Source organism: Kitasatospora sp. NPDC088134, assembly GCF_044741705.1.
Taxonomy (GTDB): domain Bacteria; phylum Actinomycetota; class Actinomycetes; order Streptomycetales; family Streptomycetaceae; genus Kitasatospora.
Genome location: NZ_JBIUTD010000005.1, coordinates 103,713 through 126,382, shown reverse-complemented (window position 1 = coordinate 126,382; position 22,670 = coordinate 103,713). Strand labels below are relative to the sequence as shown.

Genomic DNA, 22,670 nt, shown 5'->3' with positions numbered 1-22,670 from the left:
TGCTCCGGTTGCTGCTCCGTTTACTGCTCCGGTCGCTCCGCCGACTGCTCGAAGGCCCGCAGCAGCAGCTCGGCCAAGTGCAAGGGCCGGGCGCCCGGCGCCAGTTCGGCGATCTGGGTGCGGCAGCTCAGGCCGTCGGCGAGCAGCACGGTCTCCGGGGCGGCGGCGCGGACCGCCGGGAGCAGGGCGCGTTCGGCGATCGCCACCGACAGGTCGTAGTGCCCGCGTTCGAACCCGAAGGCCCCGGCCAGGCCGCAGCAGCCCGCGTCCAGCGGGCGCTCGGCCAGGCCGAGCCGCGCGGTCAGGCGGCGGTCGGCGGCAGTGCCGAGGACGGCGTGCTGGTGGCAGTGCACCTGGGTCAGCGCCTCGCCGGTCAACTCCGGCAGCACGACCTCCCGTTCGTCCAGGAACTCGGCGAAGGTCCGCACCCGGGACGGGAGTTCGACGCCGGGCAGCAGGCGCGGCCAGTCCGCCCGCAGGGTGGCCGTGCAGGACGGCTCCAGGCCCACCACCGGCAGGTCCGGCGGCAGCCGGCGCAGCGACCGGCCCACCACCCGGCGGGCCGCGCCGAGTTGGCCGCTGGCGATCAGGGTGAGCCCGCAGCAGACCGGGCCGTCCGGCAACACCACCCGGAAGCCCAGCCGCTCCAGTACCAGCACGGCGGCCCGGGCCGGGGCCGGGTCGAGCAGGTCGGACATCGAGTCCGGCCAGAGCAGCACCGCGGGCGTCGCCGGATCGGCCGGATGCGCGGCCCGGTGGGCCCGGAACCAGGCGGTGAAGCGCTGCCCGGGCAGGGCCGGCAGGGCGCGCCGCGGGTCGATCCCGCCCAGCCGCTTCAGTACGGCCGCCGCGGGCCGGTTGCGCAGCACCGCGTTCGCGGCGCGCGGCGCCAGGTGGGCCAGCCGCAGCCAGGAAGGCAGCCGGCCCAGCGACAGGTGGGCGGCCGGGCGCGGCCTGAACCGGTAGTGGTGGTAAAGGAATTCGGACCGGTAGGTGGCCATGTCCACGTGCACCGGGCAGTCGCTCGCACACCCCTTGCAGCCCAGGCACAGGTCCAGCGCCTCCCGGACCTCCGGGGAGCGCCAGCCGCCGGTCACCAGGTCGCCGCGCAGCATCTCGCCGAGCAGCCGGGCCCGCCCCCGGGTGGAGTGCCGCTCCTCCTCGGTCACCAGGTAGCTCGGACACATCACCCCGCCCGCGTCGTCCACGCACTTGCCGACGCCCACGCAGCGGTGCACCGCGCCCAGCAGGCTCCCGCCGTCCTCCGGATAGGCCAGCGCGAGCGGCAACTCCCGCCCCGCGAACCGGAGATCGGCGTCGATCCGGCGCGGCTCCACCAGTAGGCCGGGGCTGAGCAGGCCCGCCGGGTCCCAGATCCGCTTGAACCGGGCGAACAGCCCGATCAGCTCCGGCGGGAACATCCGGGGCAGCAGCTCGGCCCGGGCCTGCCCGTCGCCGTGCTCACCGGAGAGCGAACCCCCGTGCGCCACCGCCAGATCCGCCGCCTCCAGCATGAACTCCCGGAACGCCTCCGGCCGTTCGCGCAGCGGGAAGTCCAGGCGCAGATGAACGCACCCCTCGCCGAAATGCCCGTACGGCACCCCGCGCAGCCCGTGCCGCCCAAGCAGCGACCGCAACTCCCGCAGGTACGAACCCAGTTGCTCCACCGGAACGGCGGAGTCCTCCCAGCCCGGCCAGGCCGCCCCGCCGGGCCGCCCGTCCGCCGTCGGCGGCAGCCGGGTGACGATGCCCGCGCCCGCCTCGCGGATCGCCCACAGCGCCCGCTGCTCGCCCGGGTCGGTGACCACGGCGACGGCGGCGGTGCGCTCGCGCCGTACCGCGTCGGCCAGTTGACGTGCCCGGTCGGCGGCCTCGGCGGGCGTCGCGCCGCCGGTCTCCAGGAACAGCCAGCACGCGCCGTCCGGCAGCCGGTCCAGCACCGGCGGGCGCGGGCCGCCGGCGAGCAGCGCCGCGACCAGGTCCGCCGCCATGCCCTCGCAGGTCAGTGGCCCGAACGGGAGCAGCCCGGGCACCGCGTCGGCGGCCGCCGTCTCGTCCGGGTACCCGGCCACCAGCAGCGCCCGGGCCGCCGGTTCGGGCACCAGCCGGACGGTCGCGCCGAGCAGCAGCGCGCACGTCCCCTCGGTGCCGGTCACCGCCCGGACCAGGTCGTGGCCGCGCTCCGGCAGCAGCGCGTCCAGCGGATAGCCCGAGCCGCGCCGGGGCAGCACCGGCATCGCCCGCCGCAGCAGCGCCAGGTTGTCGGCCGCCAGCGCCTGCAACTCCCGGTGCAGGCGGCCCGGTCGGCCGGGCGCGGCGGCCAGCGCGGCCCGCTCGGCGGGCGTCAGCGGGCCGGTGACGGTGGTCTCGGTACCGTCGGAGAGCAGCAGGTCCAGGCTGTGCAGGTTGTCCGAGGTGCGGCCCCAGGCCAGCGAGTGCGAGCCGCACGCGTCGTTGCCGATCATCCCGCCGAGCGTGCACCGGCTGTGGGTGGACGGGTCGGGCCCGAAGCGCAGCCCGAACGGCCTTGCCGCGCGCTGGAGTTCGTCCAGCACCGTACCCGGCTCGACCCGCGCCGTGCGGGCCTCCGGATCCACCTCCAGCACCCGCCCCAGGTGCCGCCGGAAGTCCAGCACCACCACCCCGGGCCCGATCGCCTGCCCGCCGATGCTCGTCCCCGCCCCGCGCGCCACCACCGGCACGCCGTACTCCCGACACACCGTCAGCGCCGCCCGCACGTCCGCCCGGTCGGCCGGCTTCACCACCCCGCGCGGCACCTGCCGGTAGTTCGACGCGTCCTGCCCGTACACGGCCCGCTCGGCGGTGTCGAAACGCACTTCCCCCCGGACGGCGGCGGCCAGGGCACGGGCGAGGTCCTCGGACATGCCCCGATCATCCCAGCCACCCCCGCGAACCGGGGCTCGACCGGCGCGCCCCGGGGTGTCGCCGGGCGCCGGCTCAGCCCGCGTCGGGGGCGGCGGACGCCTGGACGGGGATGACCGGAGCGGCCTGGGCCGCCGGAGCGCCGGGGGCGGCGGGAGCAGCGGGCCCGGTGCTCCCGGTGCTCCCGGCGGTTCCGCTGGTTCCGTTGGTTCCGGGCGGGGAGGTCGGGGCGGTGGGCTGGATCTTGTCTTCGCGCTCGTCGTCACCCGCGCCGTCCCGGGTGGTCAGGATGGTGTCGAAGACCTCGCGGAGCTTGTCGGTGGCCTGCTTGGAGAAGAGGCCGCAGAGACCGGCGATCCCGGCGAAGCCGTACGGGTTGGTCGCGGTGCCGTCGGTGCCGTTGGCGAACAGGCCGCCGCGCAGCAGGAAGTAGATCAGCAGGGCCAGCGCGGCGCCGATCGCAGTGCGCAGCAGGTACCAGGGCAGCCAGCTCGGCAGCAGCTGGCGGTTGCCCGCGTAGGTGGCGAACGAGGTGGCGGCGTGCACGAAGCTGCCGAGGCCGCTGGCGGCGAGCACGGCCAGCAGCATCGCGGTGTTGGAGGTCAGGTGCCAGGGCCCGAGGCCGAGCACCGTCCACACCGCCGGGTCACCGGTCGGGGCGCGCTCGGCGGTCAACGTCGTGAGCGGCGTCCAGACGCTGACCAGCACCGCCACGCAGACGAACGCCTCGGCCAGCAGCACCGCGCCCAGCAGCAGCACCGCCCAGCCGGACAGCTGCTGCTGCGGCGGCAGCGGACTCGCCGTCGCGGTCACGGGCGGGATCGGGCCGTCGAGCGAGAGCACCGCGTCGGAGGCCGGGGAGCCCGCCGGGTCCGGAACGTCGCCGGGTGCGCCGAGCCCGGGTACGGGGGCAACGGGTACGGGGGCAACGGGTACGGGCGCGGGGTCACCGATGACGGGTGCGGCGGGTGCGCCCGGGGACGCGGCGGAGGCCGAAGCAGGGGAGGACATCGCGGAGTTCGCCTTCCGGTCCGGTGGTGCACGGAGCTGGCGCGGGGAAGTGTCGGCGCGGGGAGGGACTCTACCGTCCGCGTACTTCTGACAGGTGGTCAGGCCCCGCCGTTCCCCCACACTTCCCTTGCCCCGTCAGGACCGTTGGTACACCGTGGTACGCCGGCGTGTCGCTCGGTGCGCCAGCCTGCGCGGGGCTCAGCGACCCAGGCCCGCCAACCGGGAGAACTTGGCGACCTCGAAGGTGGCGTACGAGTTCGAGGCCAGCAGCGAGAACTTGATGCCTTCGCGGCCCTCGGGCTTCCGGTAGCCGGTCGGCAGGAAGCGCCGGTAGTGCTCGGCGGCGCGCTGGAAGAACTGCGGGCGTTCGGTGCGGGTCAGGCAGCCGGGCAGGTCCAGCACGAACAGGTAGTGCCGGACCATCCGGGTGAACAGGTGCGGGCGCACCGCGGCGGTGACCTGCTCGGCCTCGGCGGGCTGCGCGTCCAGCAGCTCGAAGGTGCTCTCGTAGCGGTCGAGCAGGTCGAAGTGGCTGGCGCCCGGGCTGCCCGCCGGGTGCAGGGTGTGGCGGCGGCGGATGGTGACGCACTCGCGCTCCAGCACCGCCGCCCGCCCGGCCGCCAGCAGGGTCCGGTGCACGGCCGAGACCTCCTCGTAGAAGCCGTCCGGGAACGCCGGGACGGTGCCGGCCCGCAGCAGCCGGTCCCACACCAGCGGCGGGGCGCCGAACAGTTCGGGACGGTCCGCCGCGGCGAAGACCGCCGGCCCGGCCGCGGCGAGCAGCTCGGCCGCGCCGCCCGGCCAGAGCTTGCCCCGGTGCTCCCGGTTGTGGCCGAACAGCAGCACGTCCAGCTCGCCGGTCTCGGCCAGCCGCGCCGCCATCGCCTCGAACGCGTCCTCCGCCACCAGGTGGTCGGCGTCCAGGAACAGCAGGTACTGCCCGCGCGCGTGCGCGGCGCCCGCCATCCGGGCCCGCCCGATCCCGGTCTCCTCCTCCAGCCGCAGCACCCGGACCCGGGCGTCGCGCAGCTCGTACGCCTCGACCAGCCGCTCCGAGCAGTGCGGGGAGGGGGTCTGCACCACGATGATCTCGAACTCCCGGAAGGACTGCCCGAGCAGTGAGTCCAGACAGTCCTTGAGCTGTCCCTGCTCGTCGTGCGCGGGCAGTACGACGGTGATCAGTGGTGGGGCCATGGGCGGGAGGCTATGGGCGGGGACAGCCTGAGGCAAAGGTCGGAAGCCGCTCGAAAGTGATTAATCCGGACATCGCGTGCGGGACGTTCGCGGAATCTTCACCGAACGGACAAGACTGTGCGATGAAATGTCCGGATAGAGGGCGGAACGCCGCGACTTACTGACGTATCGTCAGATGTACGTACGGTGGGCGAGCGGGGGAGAGTCGGTGCCCGCCATCCGCCCCCGCCCCGCGCTCAGTACCAGTTGTGCGACTGCCAGAACGACCACGCCGCGCACGGGCTGCCGTACGTCTCGTTCATGTACTGCAGGCCCCACGTGATCTGGGTCGCCGGGTTGTCCCGCCAGTCCGCACCCGCCGAGGCCATCTTCGAACCCGGCAGCGCCTGCATCAGCCCGTACGCCCCCGAGGACGCGTTGGTCGCGTGCACGTTCCAACTCGACTCGCGCTCCACGATGTTCGAGAAGCACGACAACTGGCCCGCCGGAACGAGCTGCGCCGCGATCTGCTGCGGCGTCCCGCCGGCCACCGAGGACTTGGCGGGGGCGGGCGACGACGCGGACGCGAACGGCGTGGCGCTCGGCAGCGCCTGGCGCTGCTGCGCACGGGACGCGGCCTCCGCCTTCGCCCGGGCCGACGCGGACGCGGACGCGGCGGCGGACGCCGAAGCGGCGGCCTTCGCCTCCTCGTCGGCCTTCGCCTTGGCCTCGGCCTCCGCACTCGCACTGGCCGCACTCGCACTCGCCGCGCTTGCACTGGCGGCACTGGCACTGGCACTGGCGCTGGCACTCGCCGCGCCGGCCGCACTGGCACTCGCCGCGGCCTGCGCCTCGGCCTCGGCCCGGGCGGACTCGGAGGCGACGGAGGCGGCGAGCGCGTCCGCCGACAGCTGCGGGGCGTCGGCCGAGACCGTGTTCGCGGCGACGGGCGTCGAGTCCTGCGGCAGGGCGATCGCCAGCGTGGCGGTACCGGCCACCGCGAGGGTGGCGACACCCGTCACCACCGCGTGCCGGTGGCGGCGGAGCTTCTCCGGGAGGCTCAAGGTCCTGCGATGGGTCCTGCGGTGCTGCACGGCGACCTCATCTCGCGCGGGCCGGACGGCCGGAGGGACGGAAGAAAGCGGAAACGGGAGGACGGACCTGCGGGAAGGCGATCCGGCCGGTGGATGGGGGTCATTCTTGGCAGACCCGAAACTGTCGATCAATCAGCACCGGAACTACTCCCCGTAGGAGATGAAGGGGTGCGGAACGGCGGCGGACCGGGCCGCCCGGGCCGCGGCACCAGGCCGGATGGCCCGCCCGTCCGCTCCCGTCGGCCACGCCCCTGACCTGCGGAAGCCCCACTCCGGTCGGCGCCCGCGACAGACCGGACGGCCGCCCCCGCCGGGAGCCCGCCACGCCTCGACTATCGGGGGTCGTAGTGCCCAGGGGTGGTGTGGGCGGCCTCACAGCCCCCGGGGCGGAACCGTTCGCGCACCGGCACCGTCCGCACCCGATCGACCACTCGCCGTCCGTGTCCGCCCCCACTCGCGCTCTCCACGCTCTCCACGCCATCTGCGCCAGGAGCGCCATCCGCACCGGGCGACCCGGTGCGACGCGGTACGACGCGGTACGACGCGGTACGACCCCGGGCGTCCCACCCGTCCCGGCCGCCCCGATACTGGCCCGATGAAGATCGCGGTGGTGGCGGTGGCGGTGGTGGCGGCACTCGGCCTGCTCGGGCTGGCGCACTGGTACGTGTGGCGGCGGACGGTCCGGGACGTGTCCGCGCCCGGCGGCGCGTACCGGCGGACCGGCACCGTGCTGATCGTCCTGCTCCCCGTCCTCTCGCTGCTCGCCCTGGTCGGCGGCCGCGCCTTCCCGCTCGCCGTGGAACGCTGGTTCGCCTGGCCCGGCTACCTCTGGCTGGCCGTCCTCCTCTACCTCCTGCTCGCCCTGCTGGCCGGTGAGGCCGTCCGCCCCCTGCTGCACCGCCTCGCCCGCACCCGGCCCGCCGCCGGCGCCGAACCCACGGAGCAGCGCACCGAGCCCGCCGAGCCTGCGCAGCAGCCCGCCGAGCAGCCCGCCGAGCAGCCCGCCGAGCAGCCCGCCGAGACCGCTGAGACCACGAAGGAGCCCGTGAAGGAGAGCGCGACGGGGGAGGAGGGGGCGCCCCCGGTGCCGTCCCGGCGGCTGTTCGTCTCCCGGGTGGTGGCGGGGGCCGCGGCGGGGGTCGCGGTCGGCGTGGTCGGCAACGGTGCGTACGGGGTGCTGCGCGGGCCCCGGGTCAAGCAGGTGACCGTCCCGCTGGCCAAGCTGCCGCGCGCCGCGCACGGCTACCGGATCGCGGTGGTCAGCGACATCCACCTCGGACCGATCCTCGGCAAGGCGCACACCTGGCGGATCGTCGACACCATCAACGCCGTCCAGCCGGACCTGATCACCGTGGTCGGCGACCTCGTCGACGGCACCGTCCCCGAACTCGGCCCCGCCGCCCGCCCGTTGGCCGACCTGCGGGCCAAGGACGGGGCGTACTTCGTCACCGGCAACCACGAATACTTCTCCGGTGCCGCGCCCTGGGTGGAGTTCGTCCGCGAGCTCGGCCTGCATCCGCTGGAGAACGCCCGGGTCGAACTGCCCTGGTTCGACCTCGCGGGGGTCAACGACCTCGCCGGCACCGCGCAGGGTTAGGGCCCCGACTACGGCCGGGCGCTCGACGACCGCGACCGGAGCCGGGCCGCCGTCCTGATGGCCCACCAGCCCGTCACCATCCACGACAGCGTCCGGCACGGCGTCGACCTGCAACTCTCCGGCCACACCCACGGCGGCCAGCTCTGGCCCGGCAACTACCTCGCCGAACTGGCCAACCCCACCGTCGCCGGCCTCGAACGCTACGGCGACACCCAGCTCTACGTCACCCGCGGCGCCGGTGCCTGGGGCCCACCCGTCCGGGTCGGCGCCCCCTCCGACATCACCGTCGTCACCCTGGCCTCGCTCCGGGCCTGATCCCGGGGACGGCCCGGCCCGACCCGGCCAGGTCGATAATCCGTGGCCGGGTCCGGGGCCCGCGAGGCAGTATTCCGGGCATGGAAGAGCAGTCCCCGGAGCCGGGGCGGGAAGAGGAGCAGGAGCGGGACCAGCCCGTGACGTTGGCGTTCATCGCCGAGCAGTGCGTGGCGCTGGTGGCCGACAACCACGGGCGGCGGCTCGACTGGAGCGTCGACAGTCTGGTCGAACTCGACGCGGTGTGCGCCGAGTTGATCGCGGACCAGCCGCTGAACGAGAAGCGGTTCGACCTGTGGTGGCGGCTGGCCGGCGCCTACACCGGCGAGGTGCTGGTGCGGGCCTTCGGCGGCGAGTGGACCGACGGGGGCGAGGACTCCGGCGGCCCCGCCGTCCGCGTCCTGGGCGTGACCGCCTTCCCGTTCAACAACGCCCACCGGGTGCTGCTCGGCGAGGAGGGCAAGAGCCTCGCCTCCTTCGCCCGAGTGATCCCGATCGTCGCGCGGCGAACGGGCGACGGCCACAACTGATGACTGAAGCAAGCCAGTTGCTCAGGGATGCAGCCGGGCGCCCTTGAGCACCTTGTCCACCGCGTTGCGCGGCCCCTGCAGGGCGAGGCCCACCAGGTCGAGCGCGGACGTCGGAACGGCGCGGACCGCCGCCCGGTTGTCGCGGTCGTTGCCGGTGCCGAACAGCTCCGCCGTGAACACCGCCAGCGGAAGGCCGCGGGAAACCGCTTTCCCGTGCGCCGAGGCCAGCAACTCCCGGCCGCCCTCCAGGACCAGCACCGGCTGACGGAACATCGGCAGATAGCCGCTGCCGTCCGCGTCCGCATACGGCTCGCCGATCAACTCCGGTACGGCGGTACCCAGTCCGCTCACCAGGAACGCGGTCACGTTCAGCCGCTGCCAGGGCGCGAGGTCGTCCCGCAGCAGGACGGCGATCTTGGTGTCGAAGCGGGTGGCGGGAGCGCCGGGGGCGGAAGGAGTGTCCATGGAGTGAGCGTGCCGCCCTGGCCGCCGCCCGGTCTTGTACGTTCTTTGCATGACAGCGGCGCCCCGGCAGGAGGTCACGGCCTGGCGCCCGCACGTCCCCGGCGTGGTCGAGGTGTTCCACGCGCACTTCACCGAACACCGCTACCCCATGCACGTCCACGACTCCTGGACCCTGCTGATCGTCGACGCCGGCGCCGTCCGCTACGACCTCGACCGCCACCGCCGCGGCACCCCGCACGACACCGTCAGCCTGCTGCCGCCGCACGTCCCGCACAACGGCTCACCGGCCACCGACGGCGGCTTCCGCAAACGCGTCCTCTACCTCGAACCCGACCGGATCGGCGAGGAGTTGATCGGCGCCGCCGTCGACGGACCGGACCTCGCCGACCCGCTGCTGCGCCACCGGGTCGGCCAACTGCACACCGCCCTCGGCACGGTGGGCGAGGAACTGGAGGCCGAGAGCCGGCTCGCCCTGATCGGCGAACGCCTGCGCGGACTGCTGCGCCCGCGCACCCCCGCACCCACCGAGCCGGTGGAGCCCGCCGGGCCCGCGCTCGCCCACCGGCTGCGGGACCTGCTCGACGCCCGCCTCACCGAACGGACCACCCTCGACCAGGCGGCCGTACTGCTGCACGCCCACCCCGCGCACCTGGTCCGCGCCTTCAGCGCCGCGTTCGGCCTGCCCCCGCACCAGTACCTCACCGCCCGCCGCGTCGACCGGGCCCGCCGCCTCCTGCTCGACGGCCACCCCGCCGCCACCGTCGCCACCACCCTCGGCTTCCACGACCAGTCCCACCTGACCCGCCACTTCCGCCGCATCCTCGGTACCACCCCGGGCCGCTACGCCCGCCGCAAGCGGTAGCCCGCCGAACCTCCCGAGGCCACGGCGCAGCGAGGCCGGCGGCCGGAGCGGCGAGGAGAGGGGTCGGGGCGGCGAGGAGAGTGGTCGGGGCGGCCAGGACGGCGGCGGGCCCGCAGGCACGCCGCCCGGCGGCGGGTGAAGGGCGGGTGAAAGTTTCAGCGGAGCGGGCGGGTGGGGACGGGCGGCCGGGGCGCGGCCTTGACGGGGCGTCGGCGGGGGTGGGTGCATGGCGGCTCCGTCCGATCGCCGATCCCTGCCGGGAGAGACCTGCCATGCGCCCACCCCACCCCGTGCGAGCCGCGCTCTCGCTCGCCGTCCTGCTCGCCTCCGGTCTCGGCCTGGCCGCCGTCCCCGCCCGGGCCGCGGCGCCCGCCGCGCGGACCCTCGCGCCGGACACCCGGTTCTACGTCGACCCCGGGAGCAAGGCCGCCCAGCAGGCCCTGACCGACCTGAAGGCCCACGACCTGCCCGGGGCCGTGTCGATGGCGCAACTGGCCTCCTGGCCGGTCGCGCAGTGGTTCAACGGCACGGCGACGCCGCAGGAGACCACCGACGCGATGGCGGCGCTGCAGGCGAAGGCCGCGCGGACCGGGCAGGTGCCGGTGACGGTGGCGTACAACGTGCCGGGCCGGGACTGCTCGCAGTACTCGGCGGGCGGCGCCTCCAACAGCACCGAGTACGCGGCCTGGATCGACGCCCTGGCCCGCGGCATCGGCGACCGCCGGACGGTGGTGATCCTGGAGCCCGACGGCCTCGCGCTGTCGCCCGCGTTCTGCGGCGGCACCCCCGCCCAGCAGCAGGACCGCCTCGCCGAGATCTCCGCCGCCGTCGACCGGCTCCAGCAGCAGCGCCGGGCCGTCGTCTACCTGGACGCCGGGCACAGCGGCTGGCAGAACGCCGGCACCCAGGCCCAGTTGCTGATCGACGCCGGCGTGGGCCGCGCCCAGGGCTTCTTCCTGAACGTGTCGAACTACCGGACCGACGCCGCGCTGATCCGCTACGGCACGCTGGTGTCGAAGTGCGTCTGGTACCTGCAGAACACCCCGGGCGCCACCGCCGACTCCTGCGCCAACCAGTACTGGCCGGCCGCCGACGCCGACGCCTGGTACGCGAGCCGGGTGCCCGCCGACGCGAAGCTGACGCACTTCGTGATCGACAGCAGCCGCAACGGGCAGGGCCCGTGGACGCCGGAGCCCGGCAAGTACACCGGCGACCCGCAGACCTGGTGCAACCCGCCCGCCCGCGGCCTGGGCACCCGGCCCACCGCCGACACCCACCAGCCGCTGCTGGACGCCTTCCTGTGGATCAAGGTGCCCGGCGAGTCCGACGGCAGCTGCACCCGCGGCACCGCCGGCCCGGCCGACCCCGAGTACGGCACCGTCGACCCGCCCGCCGGCGGCTGGTGGCCCGAGCAGGCCCACTCCCTGGCGGCCAACGCCACCCCGAAGCTCGGCTTCAACACCGGCCTGTTCCCGACACGCTGACGTGGCATCAGCCCCGTCGGACCCCGGCAGCTCCGTCGGATCCCGTCAGACCCCCTCGAACCCCCTAGGGCCAACGGGAAAGCGTTTTCCGGCACCGCATCGCCCGGCCTGCCGAACCAACCGGAAAACGCTTTCCGACGCCATGGCGCCAGGTCGGACAAGTCAACCGGAAAACGCTTTCCGGCAACCCGCCGTCAGGTCCGCCGGACCAACGGGAAATCGCTTTCCGGCCGCACCCGGGCGAGGCGTCGAAACCCTCGCCCGGGCGCCGTGCGCCCACCTCTGCGGACAGCGGCCGGAGGCCGTTTCAGCGGTGGCGCAGCCAGCTCATCGCGGCGGTCGGCCGGTTGCCGTAGTCGAACAGGGCCTGGTTCTCCCAGGCGTCGCCGGAGGCGGGATCGGCCGGGTTCCAGCCGTTGCCGGGGACGGCGGTCCAGGTCGGCTCCCAGTAGAAGACGCCCAGGCCCCGGCCGTTCGGGACGGCCTCAACGACGTTCAGCACGTCGCGCAGGTTGGCCGCCTGCCCGGCCTGGGTGGCGGGGTAGCCGGCCTGCAGTTGGGAGGCGGTGGCGAGGTTGTTCTCCAGCGCGTCGTTGTTGGCGAGGGTGAAGGCGTAGGCGGTCTCGGCGACGAACACCTGCTTGCCGTAGCGGGCGGCCAGGTCGTCCAGGGTGGTCTGCAGGTCGCTGAGCGGGCCGTGCCAGTAGCCGTAGTAGGAGAGCCCGATCAGGTCGAACGGCACCCCGCGCGACACCGCGTTGTCGAAGAAGGTCCGGGCCCCGGCGTCGTCGCCGCCCTTGGCGAGGTGCAGCGCGACCTTGGTCGACCCGCTCACCGCCTTGGCGGCCTCGGCGCCCCGGGAGAGCAGGGCCGCCAGGTTCGACCAGTTCGAGGTGGAGCCCTGCGGCCACAGCACGCCGCCGTTGATCTCGTTGCCGATCTGCACGATGTCGGCGGTGGTGCCCTGCGCCTTCAGCGTGTTCAGGACGTCGTACGTGTGGTCGTACACCGCCGACTCGAGCTGGTCGAGGCTGTAGCCGGACCAGGCCGAGGGCACGGTCTGCGCGCCGGGATCGGCCCAGGTGTCGGAGTAGTGGAAGTCGATCAGCAACCCCATCCCGAGGGCTTTCGCGCGCTTGGCCATGGCCAGTACCCGGGCCTTGGTGTTGTAGCCGTCGGCGGGGTTCACCCACACCTTCAGGCGCGCGTAGTTCGCGCCGTCGGCGTGCAGGATGCTCAGCGCGTCGCCGGTGCTGCCGTCGGCGTACTTGTAGACGCCGCCCTTGTCCTCGCTCTTCTTCAGGGTGGAGACGTCCACGCCCCGGACGGGCACCCCGGTCGAGCCGGGGGCGAAGGAGACGTCGTCGACGTTGATCCAGTTCCCGGCGTTGGCATCGGAGTTGATGCTGATCGTGCACTGGCCGCCGGTCACCTGGACCGAGGTGACCAGCCGGACCCAGGCCCCGTTCGGGGTGACGGGCAGGTCGGTGCGCTGCTCGGCGGAGCCGCAGTTGCGCAGGGCCAGGTAGGCCGAGTTCTGGCCGCCGCCGGAGCGGACCCAGGCGGTCAGCGTGTAGCGGCCGTCGGCCAGCCCGGACAGGTACTGGTAGGTCTCCACCTTGTACGCGGCGGCCGCGTAGTGGGTGAGCCGGTAGGACCCGCCGTGCCCGCCCGCCTCGGTGAAGGAGGCGCCGTTGCTGCCCGCCGCCGAGTAGGTGGACCAGCCGGCGGGCGTGGCGGTCCCGGTGCCGCCCGCCTCGAAGCCGCCGTTGCCGAGCGCGGCGGCCGCGTGGGCGGTCCCGGGCAGGCCGGCGACGGCGGTGGTGGCGAGCGGGATCGCGGCGGCGGCGCTGACGAGCGCGCGCTTGAGTGCCTGGTGCATCGTCGTCCTTGGCGATGGGGGCGGGCGGGACGCGGTGGGGAGGACCGGTCGCCCGCCGGGCCGGGTGGGGGAGCCCGTCGGTCGGGGTCGGGCAGCGACCTGGCCCGAATGGGAACGTACACACACCCAGATCCGACGTGTTCCGCATAGAAAACCGCATGGGTGGGAGCCTTGGCAAGGCATTCGAGCCAAGATCCTGTGAACGTGCACAGCTTGAGCGGAGGGAGGGGGCACCGAGCGGATCAAGCACCGGGCGGGTCAGGCGGAGCGCCGCACCCACCGGCTGCCCCGGAGCGCCGCACCCACCCGCCGCCCCGGCGGGCGGCGCTCACCAGCGGCCCCACCACGCGGGCGGTGGCGGATCGGCCGGAACCGCCGAGGGCTGCTCGGGGTGCAGGCCCAGGCGCCGCAGCGCGCTCGCGTCCACGCACAGGCGCAGCCGGCCCCACCAGTGGCCGTCCGGGCCGATGCCGCAGTAGTGGTCGATCCGCACGTCCCGCTCGTCGATCGCCCGCCAGTCGATGCCGTGGGCGCGCAGTCAAGCGCCCAGCTGCTCGTGCGGCCGGGGACGGCCCGGCTCGTTCGGCCAGTCGAACAGCGGGACCCACTTCTCCGCGTCGTCCATGTCCATGCGGCACAGCATGGCAACCCCCTGACGGATTGTCAGTCGAATAAAGGCGGATGAAAAGCAGCGCATCGGCAGCGGAAATCCGGGCGCGGCCATTGGCCCGGCCCGACCGGGGAGTGTAGGAATGGGGGTATGACCCGGTTTCGGGCAGCACTCGGTGGACGCAGCGGCGCGGACCGGACCTCCGCAGGCCGACTGCCCATGGGCCCGCGTCCCGGGCCGACGCCCCCCTCCCCGGCCGGACGGCGCGGATGACGCCCACCACCGGAGGCCCCGACCGCCCGCCGCCCCGTGAACGGCCCCGTGAGCAACCGGATACGCGGCCCGGCGATCAGGAGGGCGCGCAGCCCCGGCACCCGGAGGACCGTCCCCAGGAGGGCCGTCCCCCCGAGGGGTCGCGCCCCTGCGCCCCCGAACCCGCCCTGGTCCGCGAGGGCGTGCTGCTGCTCGACGCCCAACGCCTGCTGTACGCCAACGACGAGGCCCGCCGCCTGCTGGAGCTGCCCGCCGGCTGCGAGGGGAGTCCGCTCGACGCCCTCGGCCTGCCGCCCGCCCTCACCACCCTGCTGCACGCCGGGCCGGAGGAGGCCACCGACGTCCCCGTGCGGGCCGGCGGCCGCACCCTCGCGGTCGACCTGCGCCGCACCGACCGGTCCGGCGGCCCGCCGTGCCGGCTCGCCACGCTCCGCGACAGCGCCCCGCTCACCGTCCCGGACACCGCCCGGCGGCGGCTCGAACTGCTCTACCGGGCCGGCGGCTCGATCGGCAGCACCCTCGACATCACCCGCACCTGCCAGGAACTCGCCGCCGCCCTCGTCCCGGCCTTCGCCGACTTCGCCAGCGTCGACCTGCACGAGGGCGTCCTCGACGGCGGTGACCCGCACCCGGGCCCGGACCGTCCGCTGCGCCGCGCCGCGCTCGCCGGGGTCGGCGAGTGGTCGCCGCTGCTGGCGCCCGGCTCGGCCGTGCCGCTGGTCCCGGGTACCCCGCGGGCCCGCGCCGTGGCCGACGGCCGCTCGGTCGCCGAACCCGACCTGACGGCCGCGCTCGCCGCCTGGGACGACATCAGCCCGGGCACCGTCGACGCGATGCGCGAGCAGCAGGTGCACACCCTGATCGCGGTGCCGCTCGCCGTCGGCGACACCCGCCTCGGCGTCGCCACCTTCTGGCGGGCCCGCCCCCGCCCGGCCTTCGACGAGGAGGACCGCACCCTCGCCGAGGAGCTGACCGCCCGGGCCGCCGTCCTGGTCGACAACGCCCGCCGCTACACCCGCGAGCACACCATGGCGGTCGCGCTCCAGCACAGCCTGCTGCCCGCCGGACTGCCCCAGCAGCAGGCCCTGGAGGTCGCCTCCCGCTACCTGCCCGCGCAGGCCGGCGTCGGCGGCGACTGGTTCGACGTGATCCCGCTCTCCGGCGCCCGGGTCGCGCTGGTGGTCGGCGACGTGGTCGGCCACGGCGTGCACGCCGCCGCCACCATGGGCCGGCTGCGCACCGCCGTGCACACCTTCGCCTCCCTCGACCTCGCCCCCGACGAACTCCTCGGCCACCTCGACGCCCTGGTCAACCGCCTCGACCAGGAGCACCCCGGGCCCGACCACCCCGAGCGCCCGATCACCGGCGCCACCTGCCTGTACGCCGTCTACGACCCGGTCGCCCGCCGCTGCACCCTGGCCCGGGCCGGCCACCCGCCGCCCGCCGTGGTCCACCCCGACGGCCGGGTCGAGATCCCCGAACTGCCCGCCGGGCCGCCCCTCGGCATCACCGGACTCCCCTACGAGAGCTGCGAGTTGGAGCTCGCCGAGGGCAGCAGCCTGGTGCTGTACACGGACGGGCTGGTGGAGTCCCGCAGCCACGCCCCCGACCACGGCCTGAAACTGCTGCGCGCCGCCCTGGCCCGCCCCGGCCGCAGCCCCCGGCAGACCTGCGAGGACCTGCTCGACGCCCTGCTGCCCGACACCCCCGCCGACGACATCGCGCTGCTGGTCGCCCGCACCCGCGCGCTGCCCGCCGACCACGTCGCCGACTGGGACGTCCCCGCCGACCCCGCCGCCGTCGCCCGCATCCGGTCCGCCGTCACCCGCCGCCTCGACGACTGGGGCCTCGGCGAGCAGGCCTTCGCCGCCGAACTCGTGCTCAGCGAGCTGATCACCAACGCCATCCGGTACGCCGCCGCCCCGATCCGGGTCCGGCTGCTCCGCGACCGCGCGCTGATCTGCGAGGTCTGGGACGGCTCCGCCACCTCGCCGCACCTGCGCCACGCCGCCGACACCGACGAAGGCGGACGCGGCCTGTTCCTGGTCGCCCAGCTCGCCGAGCGCTGGGGCACCCGCTACCCCGACAGCGGCAAGGTGATCTGGGCCGAGCTGCCCTTCGGAGCCTGACGAGGGAAGCCGCGGTCACTCCTCGCAGAGGCGTTTGAACAGCGCCAGGTCGGTGCGGACGGCCTCCTCGACGGCCCGGCTCTGCGCGAACCCGCGCGGCCCGCCCAGCGCCGCCGTCAACTCCTCCGGGTCGTACTCGACCCGGACCTGCACCCGGGTGTGCCCGGCGTCCAGCGGGTACAGCGCGAAGGTGCCGCGCAGCGGCGGCCCCGTGCGGGTCGCCCAGCTCATCACCCGGCCCCGGCCGCGGTCCGTCAACTCGGCGTCCACCGCGTGCCGCCCGCCGTCGAACTCCACGTCCAGGTGCGCGTGGTGCCGCCCCCGGGCGTCCGCCCGCACCACTCCGCCGACGAAACGCGGGTACTCCGCCACCCGGTGCAGGTGCGCCCAGGCCGCCCCCACCGGGGCGGTCACCTCGATCTGCTCCTCCAGGGTCCGCATCGCGGGCACCTCCGTTCCGTCGACGGCGCTCCCTCCAGCCTGCCAAGGACCGTGCGGGGACGGCAAAGGCAGCGCCCGGCGGGAGGAGCGCGCAGGTCGGCGGATCCGCTAAGGTTCCGGCAGCCGTTCTCGGCACGAGCAAGCCAGTTCCGTCACAGGTCGGGGGACTTGATGCAGGATCAGCCGCCGCAGCAGCAGCCCGGGTCGTACCCCGGCCACCCGCAGCCGCAGCACGGGCAGCCCCAGTACCCGTACCCCGGTCAGCCGTACCCGGGCCACCCGCAGCCCGGCGGGCCGGAACCGAGGTCCTCGGCGGCCAAGACCTGGGGCGTGATCGCCGCCGTGGTCAGCGCCGCGGCCGGCGTGGCGAGCGCGATCGCCGCCTTCTCCGGGGGCGGCGGTTCGGGCCCCTCGGCGGGACCGGCCCCCGTCCCGCAGAACGTCGTCACGGCCTCCACCGGGAGCGGGTCGGCCGGTACCCAACCGGGTTCCGCCGCCGCCCCGCCGCCGGCCGCCGCAGGGGTGAGCTGGAGCGGGAAGGTGCGCTTCGGCCTGACGGGCATCGACCTGTCGACGGCCCCGCCGCGGGTGCGCGACAAGGACACCCTCGGCGACATCTGGCCCAGCGCGCAGCGCATCCAGGGCGGCATGAAGATCAAGGGCCAGGTGGCCACCTGGACCGGCGGCGGCGCCCCCACCGCCGAGGACTGCCGCAACCTGCTGACCACTCAGGTCCGCCAGGAGGTCGAGGTCGTGGTCGGCGACCGGGTGTGCGTCGTGGACGGCCGCTCGCCGATCACGCTGGTGAACGTCACCGCCCTGCACCCCGACGACGGCAGCTACGGCGAGCTGGAGGCCGACCTGACGATGTGGAACCTCAAGCTCCCCAAGTGAGCCGACCGGAAACGCCCCTGCCCCCGACCTGAACTCCGGTCGGGGGCAGGGGCGTTCCGCCGTGCGGGGCCGCGTCAGACCGCGGGGAACTCGCCGTCGAAGGCGGCCGCCAGCCGCAGGTACGGCGCGGCCTCCGCGCTCCGGCCCTGCCGCTCCAGGGTGCGGCCGAGCACCAGGTGGGCGTAGTGCTCCACCGGGTCCCGCTCGATCACCTCGCGCAGCTGCTCCTCGGCGCGGCGCAGCTGGGCGGAGTGGTAGTAGGCGCGGGCCAGCAGCAGCCGCGGGCCGACCTGCTCGGGGGACTCCTCGACCACCCCGACCAGGATGCGCGCGGCGTCCGCGTACGCCTTGGAGTCGAAGAACAGCTGGGCGCGGTCCCAGCGCTCGGCGGTGGTGCCGCTCGTCAGGCCGAGGTCGGTGGTCATGTCCGTTCCTTCCCGTGGTCCGGGTCCCGCCGGGCCGTAGCGGCCCGACAGGTGGTTGAACATTCACCGATCAGGGGGTATTCCAGTACCCCTCCGGGGTCCGGCAGCGGTCAGGCGTCGGCCGCCAGGTCCAGCAGCCGGTGCATGAACGCCACCGGCAGCGCCGGGTTCGCCGCCGCCTCGACCGGGTGCGCGCCCCGCTCCAGCAGGTCCAGCAGCACCTCCAGCGGCAGCCGCGGATCGCCCGCCGCGGCCCGCGCCACCACCGGGTCCGCGTCCCGGGCCAGCGCCGCCAGCACCTCCGGCGGCGCCTCCGGGTCCCGCAGCGCCGCCAGCCGCAGGGCCGGCTCCGGACGGTCCGCCAAGTCGGCCAGCCCCGGCGCCCCGAACCCCGGCCGGTCCAGCAGCGAGGCCGGACCCAGCAGCTCCAGGTACACCGAGCGCAGCAGCTCGCCCGGCGCGTCCGCACAGTGCTCCGCCAGCGCCAGCCGCACCGACGGCTCGCCGTCCGCCGCCAGCAGCACCACCGCCTCGGCCGGCAGCCGCTCGGACAGCGCCACCGCCCGCCGTATCCACGGGTGCGAGGACCGGGCCAGCCGCAGCAGCTCCGCCGGATCGCCCGCCCGCTCCGCCACCCACGGCAGCTCCGGCGGCGGCCCGTCCGGCAACCGGTAGTGCACCGTGGAGCGCTGATCCTCCGTCAGGTCGCCCCGCAGCGACACCGCCAGCCGGACGTCCTCGTGCGGATCGCCCGCCAGCGCCATCGCCAGGTCGGTCGGCAGCTCCGGATTGGCCGCCACCGCGCACCGGATGCGCGGCTCGTCGTCCAGCAGCAGCCACTGGCCGAGCCGCCGCTCCAGCGCCGCCCCCGCCGCCGTCCGCTCCCGCCGCACCGGGTCGCTCTCCGCGATGTACCCCGCCAGCGTCACCGGCAGCGGGCGCTCCACCCGCAGCGCCCGCTGCACCGCCGAGCGCACCGCCGGATCGCGGTCCGCCCGCAGCGCCGCCCGCACCCGCGGCGGCAGCTCGGCCCAGCTCCCCGCCCGCACCGCCGCCGCCCGGACCAGCGCCGAACCGTCCTGCGCCAGGCGCACCAGCAGTTCCGCCGGCAGCCCCGCGCAGGCCGGCACCCGGCGCCGGGTCTCCGGATCGCGGTCGCCCGCCAGCGCGGACAGCACCGCCACCGGCAGGGCCACCCGGTGCGCCGCCGAGGCCGCGGCCCGGCGGACCCGGCGCTCCCGGTCGCCGGCCAGCGCCGACAGCACCCGCACCGGCAGGCCGGACCGCTCCGCCAGCGCCGCCCGCACCCGCCAGTCGCCGTGCGCCAGCGCCGCCTCGAACGCCCGGCACGGCAGCCCCGGCCGCCGCGCCAGCCAGCCCGGCTCCGCGCCGACCTCCAGCAGCCGGCACAGCACCTCGGCGGGCGCCGCCGGATTGGCGGCCAGGCCGTTGCGCCACTCCCGCCCCGGCGCCGGACCGGACGACGGCCGCCACCCGGCCGCCGACTGACGAGGGCTCAGATCGAGCACGTGGACTACCTCCCCCGGAACGACAAACGTCACCGACCCTACCCGCGCGACAGCGCTCCGTGCACGGGTTCGCGCCACGCCGTCACCCCCACTGCACCCGGTGTGGGAAGTGTGCGCACCAGGGGGATTTCCGGGAAAGGAGAGGCCCCTCCACCGGCACTCGGTGCCAGCGGAGGGGCAGGGGTCGAACGCGTGGTCGAGCGCCGCCCGACGGTGCGTCAGATCCGGTGTGCCAGATCCGGTGTGTCGGACCCGGGGCGTCGGGCCGGGGTAGGGGAGGGCGGGGTCAGATCCGGGGGGCGAGGCGGAAGGTCAGCACCCGGCCGCCCTCCTCGCTGGTGACCAGCTGCACCTGCGCGCCGATCGGCACCGCGCCCGGCAGGCCGCCGAGCACCGCCGCCTGCACGGTGAAGCCCTCGTCCAGCACGATCAGGTACGGGCGGTTCAGGTGCGGTCCGCGGCGGGTCGGGCGGAGCAGGCGCTGCACCGTGCCCCGGCCGGAGGCGGCGGCCGGCTCCAGGTCGGCCGAGCCGCACACCGGGCAGAGCAGGCAGGTGGTGGCGCTGGCCGAGTGGCACCAGTGGCAGCGCAGGTAGCCGAGCTCCGACTCGCCGGGCGCCGCCGCGGTGGGCGGGGTCGGCGCGAACGGGGTCGGCGGGGTGGTCGTCGTCGGTGCGGCCGGTGCGAGCGTGAGGGTCATGGCCGTCTCCTCCCTGAGCCGGGGTGGGCCGCCGTACCGCCGCCCGGTACGAGGGCGTGCGGTCGGGGCGTCTGCCAGAAGGAAGGTATGGCACTCAGTGCCTTCTGTAAAGGTACCGAGTGCCAGTCGGTTCGTCCGATTGTCGACGGTCCGCCGAGGGTCCGCCGCCAGTTCGCCGACGGTCCGTCAGATTCCGGGCCCGGGGCGCCGGTCCGGGATCAGCCCTCCAGGGCCGCCTCGACGCCCTGCACCACCCGCCACATCGGCGTGCCGCGCCGGGCCACCATCACCACGACCTCCTCGTCCGCCGAGCCGGACCCGCTGCCCGCGGCGCCGTTGCCCCAGGTGTCCACCACCAGCTGCAGCGCCTCGTCCACCGCCGCGCCCACGTCGCCCTCGCCGCCGGAGCGCAGCCAGGACCGCAGCGCGTAGTTGTGCGCGGCGACCACCGCGGCCGCGATCACGTCCGCGCGCAGCCCGCCGTCGGCGCGGGCCGCGTAGCGCGAGCGCAGGTGGCCGGCCAGGGTGCGCTCGTAGCGCCAGACCACCGACAGTTCGTGGATGCGCAGGTTCGGGACCTGCTTCGTCAGCCGGTAGCGCCCCACCGAGAAGGCCGGGTTCGCCGCGTACATCCGCAGCACCAGGCGGGCCGCGTCGCAGACCTGCTCCACCGGGTCGCCGGCCGGGTCGGCCTCGGCCAGGAACGCCGTCATGTCGGCCAGGCAGCCGTCGTGGTCCGGGAAGACCACGGCCTCCTTGGACGGGAAGTACCGGAAGAACGACCGCCGGCCGACCCCCGCGAGCGAGACGATGTCGTCCACCGTGGTCTGCTCGAAGCCCCGCTCCGAGAACAGCCGGAACGCCGCCTCCACCAGGGCGTCCCGCATCGTCGGCCGCCCCTTCTCGCTCCCGGCGGCCCGTTCCTGCCCATGCACCTCGCTCATACCCCGGACGGTAGCACCGACCGGGGCGTCGAGGCTGTGATCGGCGGTACTCAGTGTGCATAATCGGGGGTACTGAGTGCCACACCGAGGAGACTGCCATGACCCAGGACTTCGACCTGTATCGGATCGGCGAGGAGCACGAGATGCTCCGGGAGTCGGTGCGTTCGTTGGCGGAGGCGAAGATCGCCCCGTTCGCGGCGGCGGTCGACGAGGAGGGGCGTTTCCCGCAGGAGGCGCTGGACGCGCTGCTGGCGAACGACCTGCATGCGGTGCACGTGCCGGAGGAGTACGGGGGTGCGGGGGCGGACGCGCTGGCGACGGTGCTGGTGATCGAGGAGGTGGCGCGGGTGTGCGCGTCGTCGTCGCTGATCCCGGCGGTGAACAAGCTGGGTTCGCTGCCGGTGCAGCTGTCGGGTTCGGAGGAGTTGAAGGCGAAGTACCTGGGGGCGCTGGCGCGCGGGGAGGGCATGTTCTCGTACTGCCTGTCGGAGCCGGAGGCGGGTTCGGACGCGGCGGGGATGCGGACCCGGGCGGTGCGCGACGGCGACTTCTGGGTCCTCAACGGTGTGAAGCGGTGGATCACCAACGCGGGCGTCTCGGAGTACTACACGGTGATGGCGGTGACCGACCCGGACAAGCGCTCCAAGGGCATCTCGGCGTTCGTGGTGGAGAAGGGCGACGAGGGCGTCTCCTTCGGCGCGCCGGAGAAGAAGCTCGGCATCAAGGGCTCGCCGACCCGGGAGGTGTACTTCGACAACGTGCGCATCCCGGCGGAGCGGATGATCGGCGCGGAGGGCACCGGCTTCGCCACCGCCATGCGCACCCTGGACCACACCCGGGTGACCATCGCCGCCCAGGCGCTGGGCATCGCCCAGGGCGCGCTGGACTACGCCAAGGGCTACGTGAGGGAGCGCCGGCAGTTCGGGAAGGCGATCGCCGACTTCCAGGGCGTGCAGTTCATGCTCGCCGACATGGCGATGAAGCTGGAGGCGGCCCGCCAGCTCACCTACGCCGCGGCTGCCAAGTCGCAGCGCGGCGACGGCGACCTGACCTTCTTCGGCGCGGCGGCCAAGTGCTTTGCTTCGGACGCGGCGATGGAGATCACGGTGGACGCGGTGCAGCTGCTGGGCGGGTACGGGTACACGCGGGACTACCCGGTGGAGCGGATGATGCGGGACGCGAAGATCACCCAGATCTACGAGGGCACCAACCAGGTCCAGCGCATCGTGATGGCCCGCAACCTCCCCTGACCGGGAGTCAACCGGGAGTCCGACCGGGCCGGCACCCTGCCGGTCCGGTCGTTTTCGGGTTGGTCGGTCCGCCGCCGAAACGGCCGGCGGACCGACCGCAAGCATGCCGCCGGCGCGGGTCGAAGCCGGAGGGCCGCACGCCGCGCGAGTGGGCCGCCCCGGAGCCGGACTCGAACCGCCGG

Annotated in this window: 18 protein-coding genes and 1 pseudogene; 7 read left to right on the top strand and 12 right to left on the bottom strand. The window is 74.9% G+C overall.

Annotated elements, in window-relative coordinates:
• Positions 1-20: 20 nt before the first annotated feature.
• From ACIOHG_RS10575 to ACIOHG_RS10560, 4 genes are all read right to left on the bottom strand, one after another.
• The gene (locus tag ACIOHG_RS10575; protein ID WP_400947939.1) at positions 21-2,885 is read right to left on the bottom strand and encodes an FAD-binding and (Fe-S)-binding domain-containing protein; all 2,865 of its coding nucleotides are present in this window, start codon (positions 2,883-2,885) and stop codon (positions 21-23) included.
• Positions 2,886-2,958: 73 nt separating this feature from the next.
• Positions 2,959-3,696, bottom strand: coding sequence for a hypothetical protein (locus tag ACIOHG_RS10570; protein ID WP_400947936.1), 738 nt, complete (start codon positions 3,694-3,696; stop codon positions 2,959-2,961).
• A 396-nt stretch (positions 3,697-4,092) separates the two neighbouring features.
• Positions 4,093-5,088 carry a glycosyltransferase family 2 protein gene (locus ACIOHG_RS10565; RefSeq protein WP_400947933.1) on the bottom strand — a complete coding sequence of 332 codons (996 nt, stop codon included), beginning with the start codon at positions 5,086-5,088 and terminating at the stop codon, positions 4,093-4,095.
• Between the two features lie 236 nt (positions 5,089-5,324).
• Positions 5,325-6,131: a lytic transglycosylase domain-containing protein gene (locus ACIOHG_RS10560; protein ID WP_400947931.1), complete on the bottom strand. Its 807-nt coding sequence runs from the start codon at positions 6,129-6,131 to the stop codon at positions 5,325-5,327.
• 625 nt (positions 6,132-6,756) lie between these two features.
• On the opposite strand from ACIOHG_RS10560, the pseudogene ACIOHG_RS10555 reads away from it, so the two are divergent.
• Positions 6,757-8,073 (top strand): annotated as a pseudogene (locus ACIOHG_RS10555) (metallophosphoesterase).
• An 80-nt stretch (positions 8,074-8,153) separates the two neighbouring features.
• Complete coding sequence (locus tag ACIOHG_RS10550) at positions 8,154-8,600, top strand: hypothetical protein (RefSeq protein WP_400947928.1); 447 nt, start codon at positions 8,154-8,156, stop codon at positions 8,598-8,600.
• A gap of 21 nt (positions 8,601-8,621) precedes the next feature.
• Here the strand turns inward: ACIOHG_RS10550 and ACIOHG_RS10545 are convergent, their stop codons facing one another.
• Positions 8,622-9,065, bottom strand: a complete 444-nt coding sequence (locus tag ACIOHG_RS10545) for a DUF2000 family protein (RefSeq protein WP_400947925.1) — start codon at positions 9,063-9,065, stop codon at positions 8,622-8,624.
• Positions 9,066-9,114: 49 nt separating this feature from the next.
• Here ACIOHG_RS10545 and ACIOHG_RS10540 point away from each other — a divergent pair, with 49 nt between their 5' ends.
• Both ACIOHG_RS10540 and ACIOHG_RS10535 read left to right on the top strand, forming a co-directional pair.
• Positions 9,115-9,927 (top strand): AraC family transcriptional regulator, encoded by an 813-nt coding sequence (locus ACIOHG_RS10540; RefSeq protein ID WP_400947922.1) that lies wholly within the window; start codon positions 9,115-9,117, stop codon positions 9,925-9,927.
• A gap of 272 nt (positions 9,928-10,199) precedes the next feature.
• A complete protein-coding gene (locus tag ACIOHG_RS10535; protein WP_400947920.1) occupies positions 10,200-11,411 on the top strand; it encodes a glycoside hydrolase family 6 protein in 1,212 nt (403 codons plus the stop codon).
• Positions 11,412-11,718: 307 nt separating this feature from the next.
• On the opposite strand, the gene ACIOHG_RS10530 is transcribed toward ACIOHG_RS10535, so the two are convergent.
• Positions 11,719-13,293 (bottom strand): arabinogalactan endo-beta-1,4-galactanase, encoded by a 1,575-nt coding sequence (locus ACIOHG_RS10530; RefSeq protein ID WP_400947917.1) that lies wholly within the window; start codon positions 13,291-13,293, stop codon positions 11,719-11,721.
• 328 nt (positions 13,294-13,621) lie between these two features.
• Positions 13,622-13,786: a hypothetical protein gene (locus ACIOHG_RS10525; protein WP_400947915.1), complete on the bottom strand. Its 165-nt coding sequence runs from the start codon at positions 13,784-13,786 to the stop codon at positions 13,622-13,624.
• A gap of 386 nt (positions 13,787-14,172) precedes the next feature.
• On the opposite strand from ACIOHG_RS10525, the gene ACIOHG_RS10520 reads away from it, so the two are divergent.
• A complete protein-coding gene (locus tag ACIOHG_RS10520; RefSeq protein WP_400947913.1) occupies positions 14,173-16,305 on the top strand; it encodes a SpoIIE family protein phosphatase in 2,133 nt (710 codons plus the stop codon).
• Positions 16,306-16,320: 15 nt separating this feature from the next.
• Here ACIOHG_RS10520 and ACIOHG_RS10515 read toward each other — a convergent pair whose 3' ends face one another.
• Entirely contained in the window at positions 16,321-16,746 is a 426-nt protein-coding gene (locus ACIOHG_RS10515; protein ID WP_400947910.1) for an SRPBCC family protein, read from the bottom strand.
• A gap of 171 nt (positions 16,747-16,917) precedes the next feature.
• Between ACIOHG_RS10515 and ACIOHG_RS10510 the strand changes: the two genes are divergently transcribed.
• Entirely contained in the window at positions 16,918-17,640 is a 723-nt protein-coding gene (locus tag ACIOHG_RS10510; RefSeq protein WP_400947908.1) for a hypothetical protein, read from the top strand.
• Positions 17,641-17,714: 74 nt separating this feature from the next.
• On the opposite strand, the gene ACIOHG_RS10505 is transcribed toward ACIOHG_RS10510, so the two are convergent.
• The 4 genes from ACIOHG_RS10505 to ACIOHG_RS10490 all read right to left on the bottom strand — a co-directional run bounded on the left by ACIOHG_RS10505 (position 17,715) and on the right by ACIOHG_RS10490 (position 21,238).
• Entirely contained in the window at positions 17,715-18,065 is a 351-nt protein-coding gene (locus ACIOHG_RS10505) for a tetratricopeptide repeat protein (protein WP_400947906.1), read from the bottom strand.
• Between the two features lie 110 nt (positions 18,066-18,175).
• Positions 18,176-19,594, bottom strand: a complete 1,419-nt coding sequence (locus tag ACIOHG_RS10500) for a hypothetical protein (RefSeq protein ID WP_400947903.1) — start codon at positions 19,592-19,594, stop codon at positions 18,176-18,178.
• Positions 19,595-19,880: 286 nt separating this feature from the next.
• Positions 19,881-20,294: a Zn-ribbon domain-containing OB-fold protein gene (locus ACIOHG_RS10495; RefSeq protein WP_400947901.1), complete on the bottom strand. Its 414-nt coding sequence runs from the start codon at positions 20,292-20,294 to the stop codon at positions 19,881-19,883.
• Positions 20,295-20,512: 218 nt separating this feature from the next.
• Positions 20,513-21,238 (bottom strand): TetR family transcriptional regulator, encoded by a 726-nt coding sequence (locus ACIOHG_RS10490; protein WP_400947899.1) that lies wholly within the window; start codon positions 21,236-21,238, stop codon positions 20,513-20,515.
• 98 nt (positions 21,239-21,336) lie between these two features.
• Between ACIOHG_RS10490 and ACIOHG_RS10485 the strand changes: the two genes are divergently transcribed.
• Entirely contained in the window at positions 21,337-22,488 is a 1,152-nt protein-coding gene (locus ACIOHG_RS10485; RefSeq protein ID WP_400947897.1) for an acyl-CoA dehydrogenase family protein, read from the top strand.
• Positions 22,489-22,670: the final 182 nt, after the last annotated feature.

Excerpts from the sequence above, each read along its gene's own strand:
- ACIOHG_RS10575 (WP_400947939.1), bottom strand. The coding sequence starts at position 2,885 with ATGTCCGAGGACCTCGCCCGTGCCCTGGCCGCCGCCGTCCGGGGGGAA.
- ACIOHG_RS10565 (WP_400947933.1), bottom strand. The coding sequence starts at position 5,088 with ATGGCCCCACCACTGATCACCGTCGTACTGCCCGCGCACGACGAGCAG.
- ACIOHG_RS10550 (WP_400947928.1), top strand. The coding sequence starts at position 8,154 with ATGGAAGAGCAGTCCCCGGAGCCGGGGCGGGAAGAGGAGCAGGAGCGG.
- ACIOHG_RS10545 (WP_400947925.1), bottom strand. The coding sequence starts at position 9,065 with ATGGACACTCCTTCCGCCCCCGGCGCTCCCGCCACCCGCTTCGACACC.
- ACIOHG_RS10540 (WP_400947922.1), top strand. The coding sequence starts at position 9,115 with ATGACAGCGGCGCCCCGGCAGGAGGTCACGGCCTGGCGCCCGCACGTC.
- ACIOHG_RS10535 (WP_400947920.1), top strand. The coding sequence starts at position 10,200 with ATGCGCCCACCCCACCCCGTGCGAGCCGCGCTCTCGCTCGCCGTCCTG.
- ACIOHG_RS10530 (WP_400947917.1), bottom strand. The coding sequence starts at position 13,293 with ATGCACCAGGCACTCAAGCGCGCGCTCGTCAGCGCCGCCGCCGCGATC.
- ACIOHG_RS10520 (WP_400947913.1), top strand. The coding sequence starts at position 14,173 with ATGACGCCCACCACCGGAGGCCCCGACCGCCCGCCGCCCCGTGAACGG.
- ACIOHG_RS10515 (WP_400947910.1), bottom strand. The coding sequence starts at position 16,746 with ATGCGGACCCTGGAGGAGCAGATCGAGGTGACCGCCCCGGTGGGGGCG.
- ACIOHG_RS10510 (WP_400947908.1), top strand. The coding sequence starts at position 16,918 with ATGCAGGATCAGCCGCCGCAGCAGCAGCCCGGGTCGTACCCCGGCCAC.
- ACIOHG_RS10505 (WP_400947906.1), bottom strand. The coding sequence starts at position 18,065 with ATGACCACCGACCTCGGCCTGACGAGCGGCACCACCGCCGAGCGCTGG.
- ACIOHG_RS10495 (WP_400947901.1), bottom strand. The coding sequence starts at position 20,294 with ATGACCCTCACGCTCGCACCGGCCGCACCGACGACGACCACCCCGCCG.
- ACIOHG_RS10490 (WP_400947899.1), bottom strand. The coding sequence starts at position 21,238 with ATGAGCGAGGTGCATGGGCAGGAACGGGCCGCCGGGAGCGAGAAGGGG.
- ACIOHG_RS10485 (WP_400947897.1), top strand. The coding sequence starts at position 21,337 with ATGACCCAGGACTTCGACCTGTATCGGATCGGCGAGGAGCACGAGATG.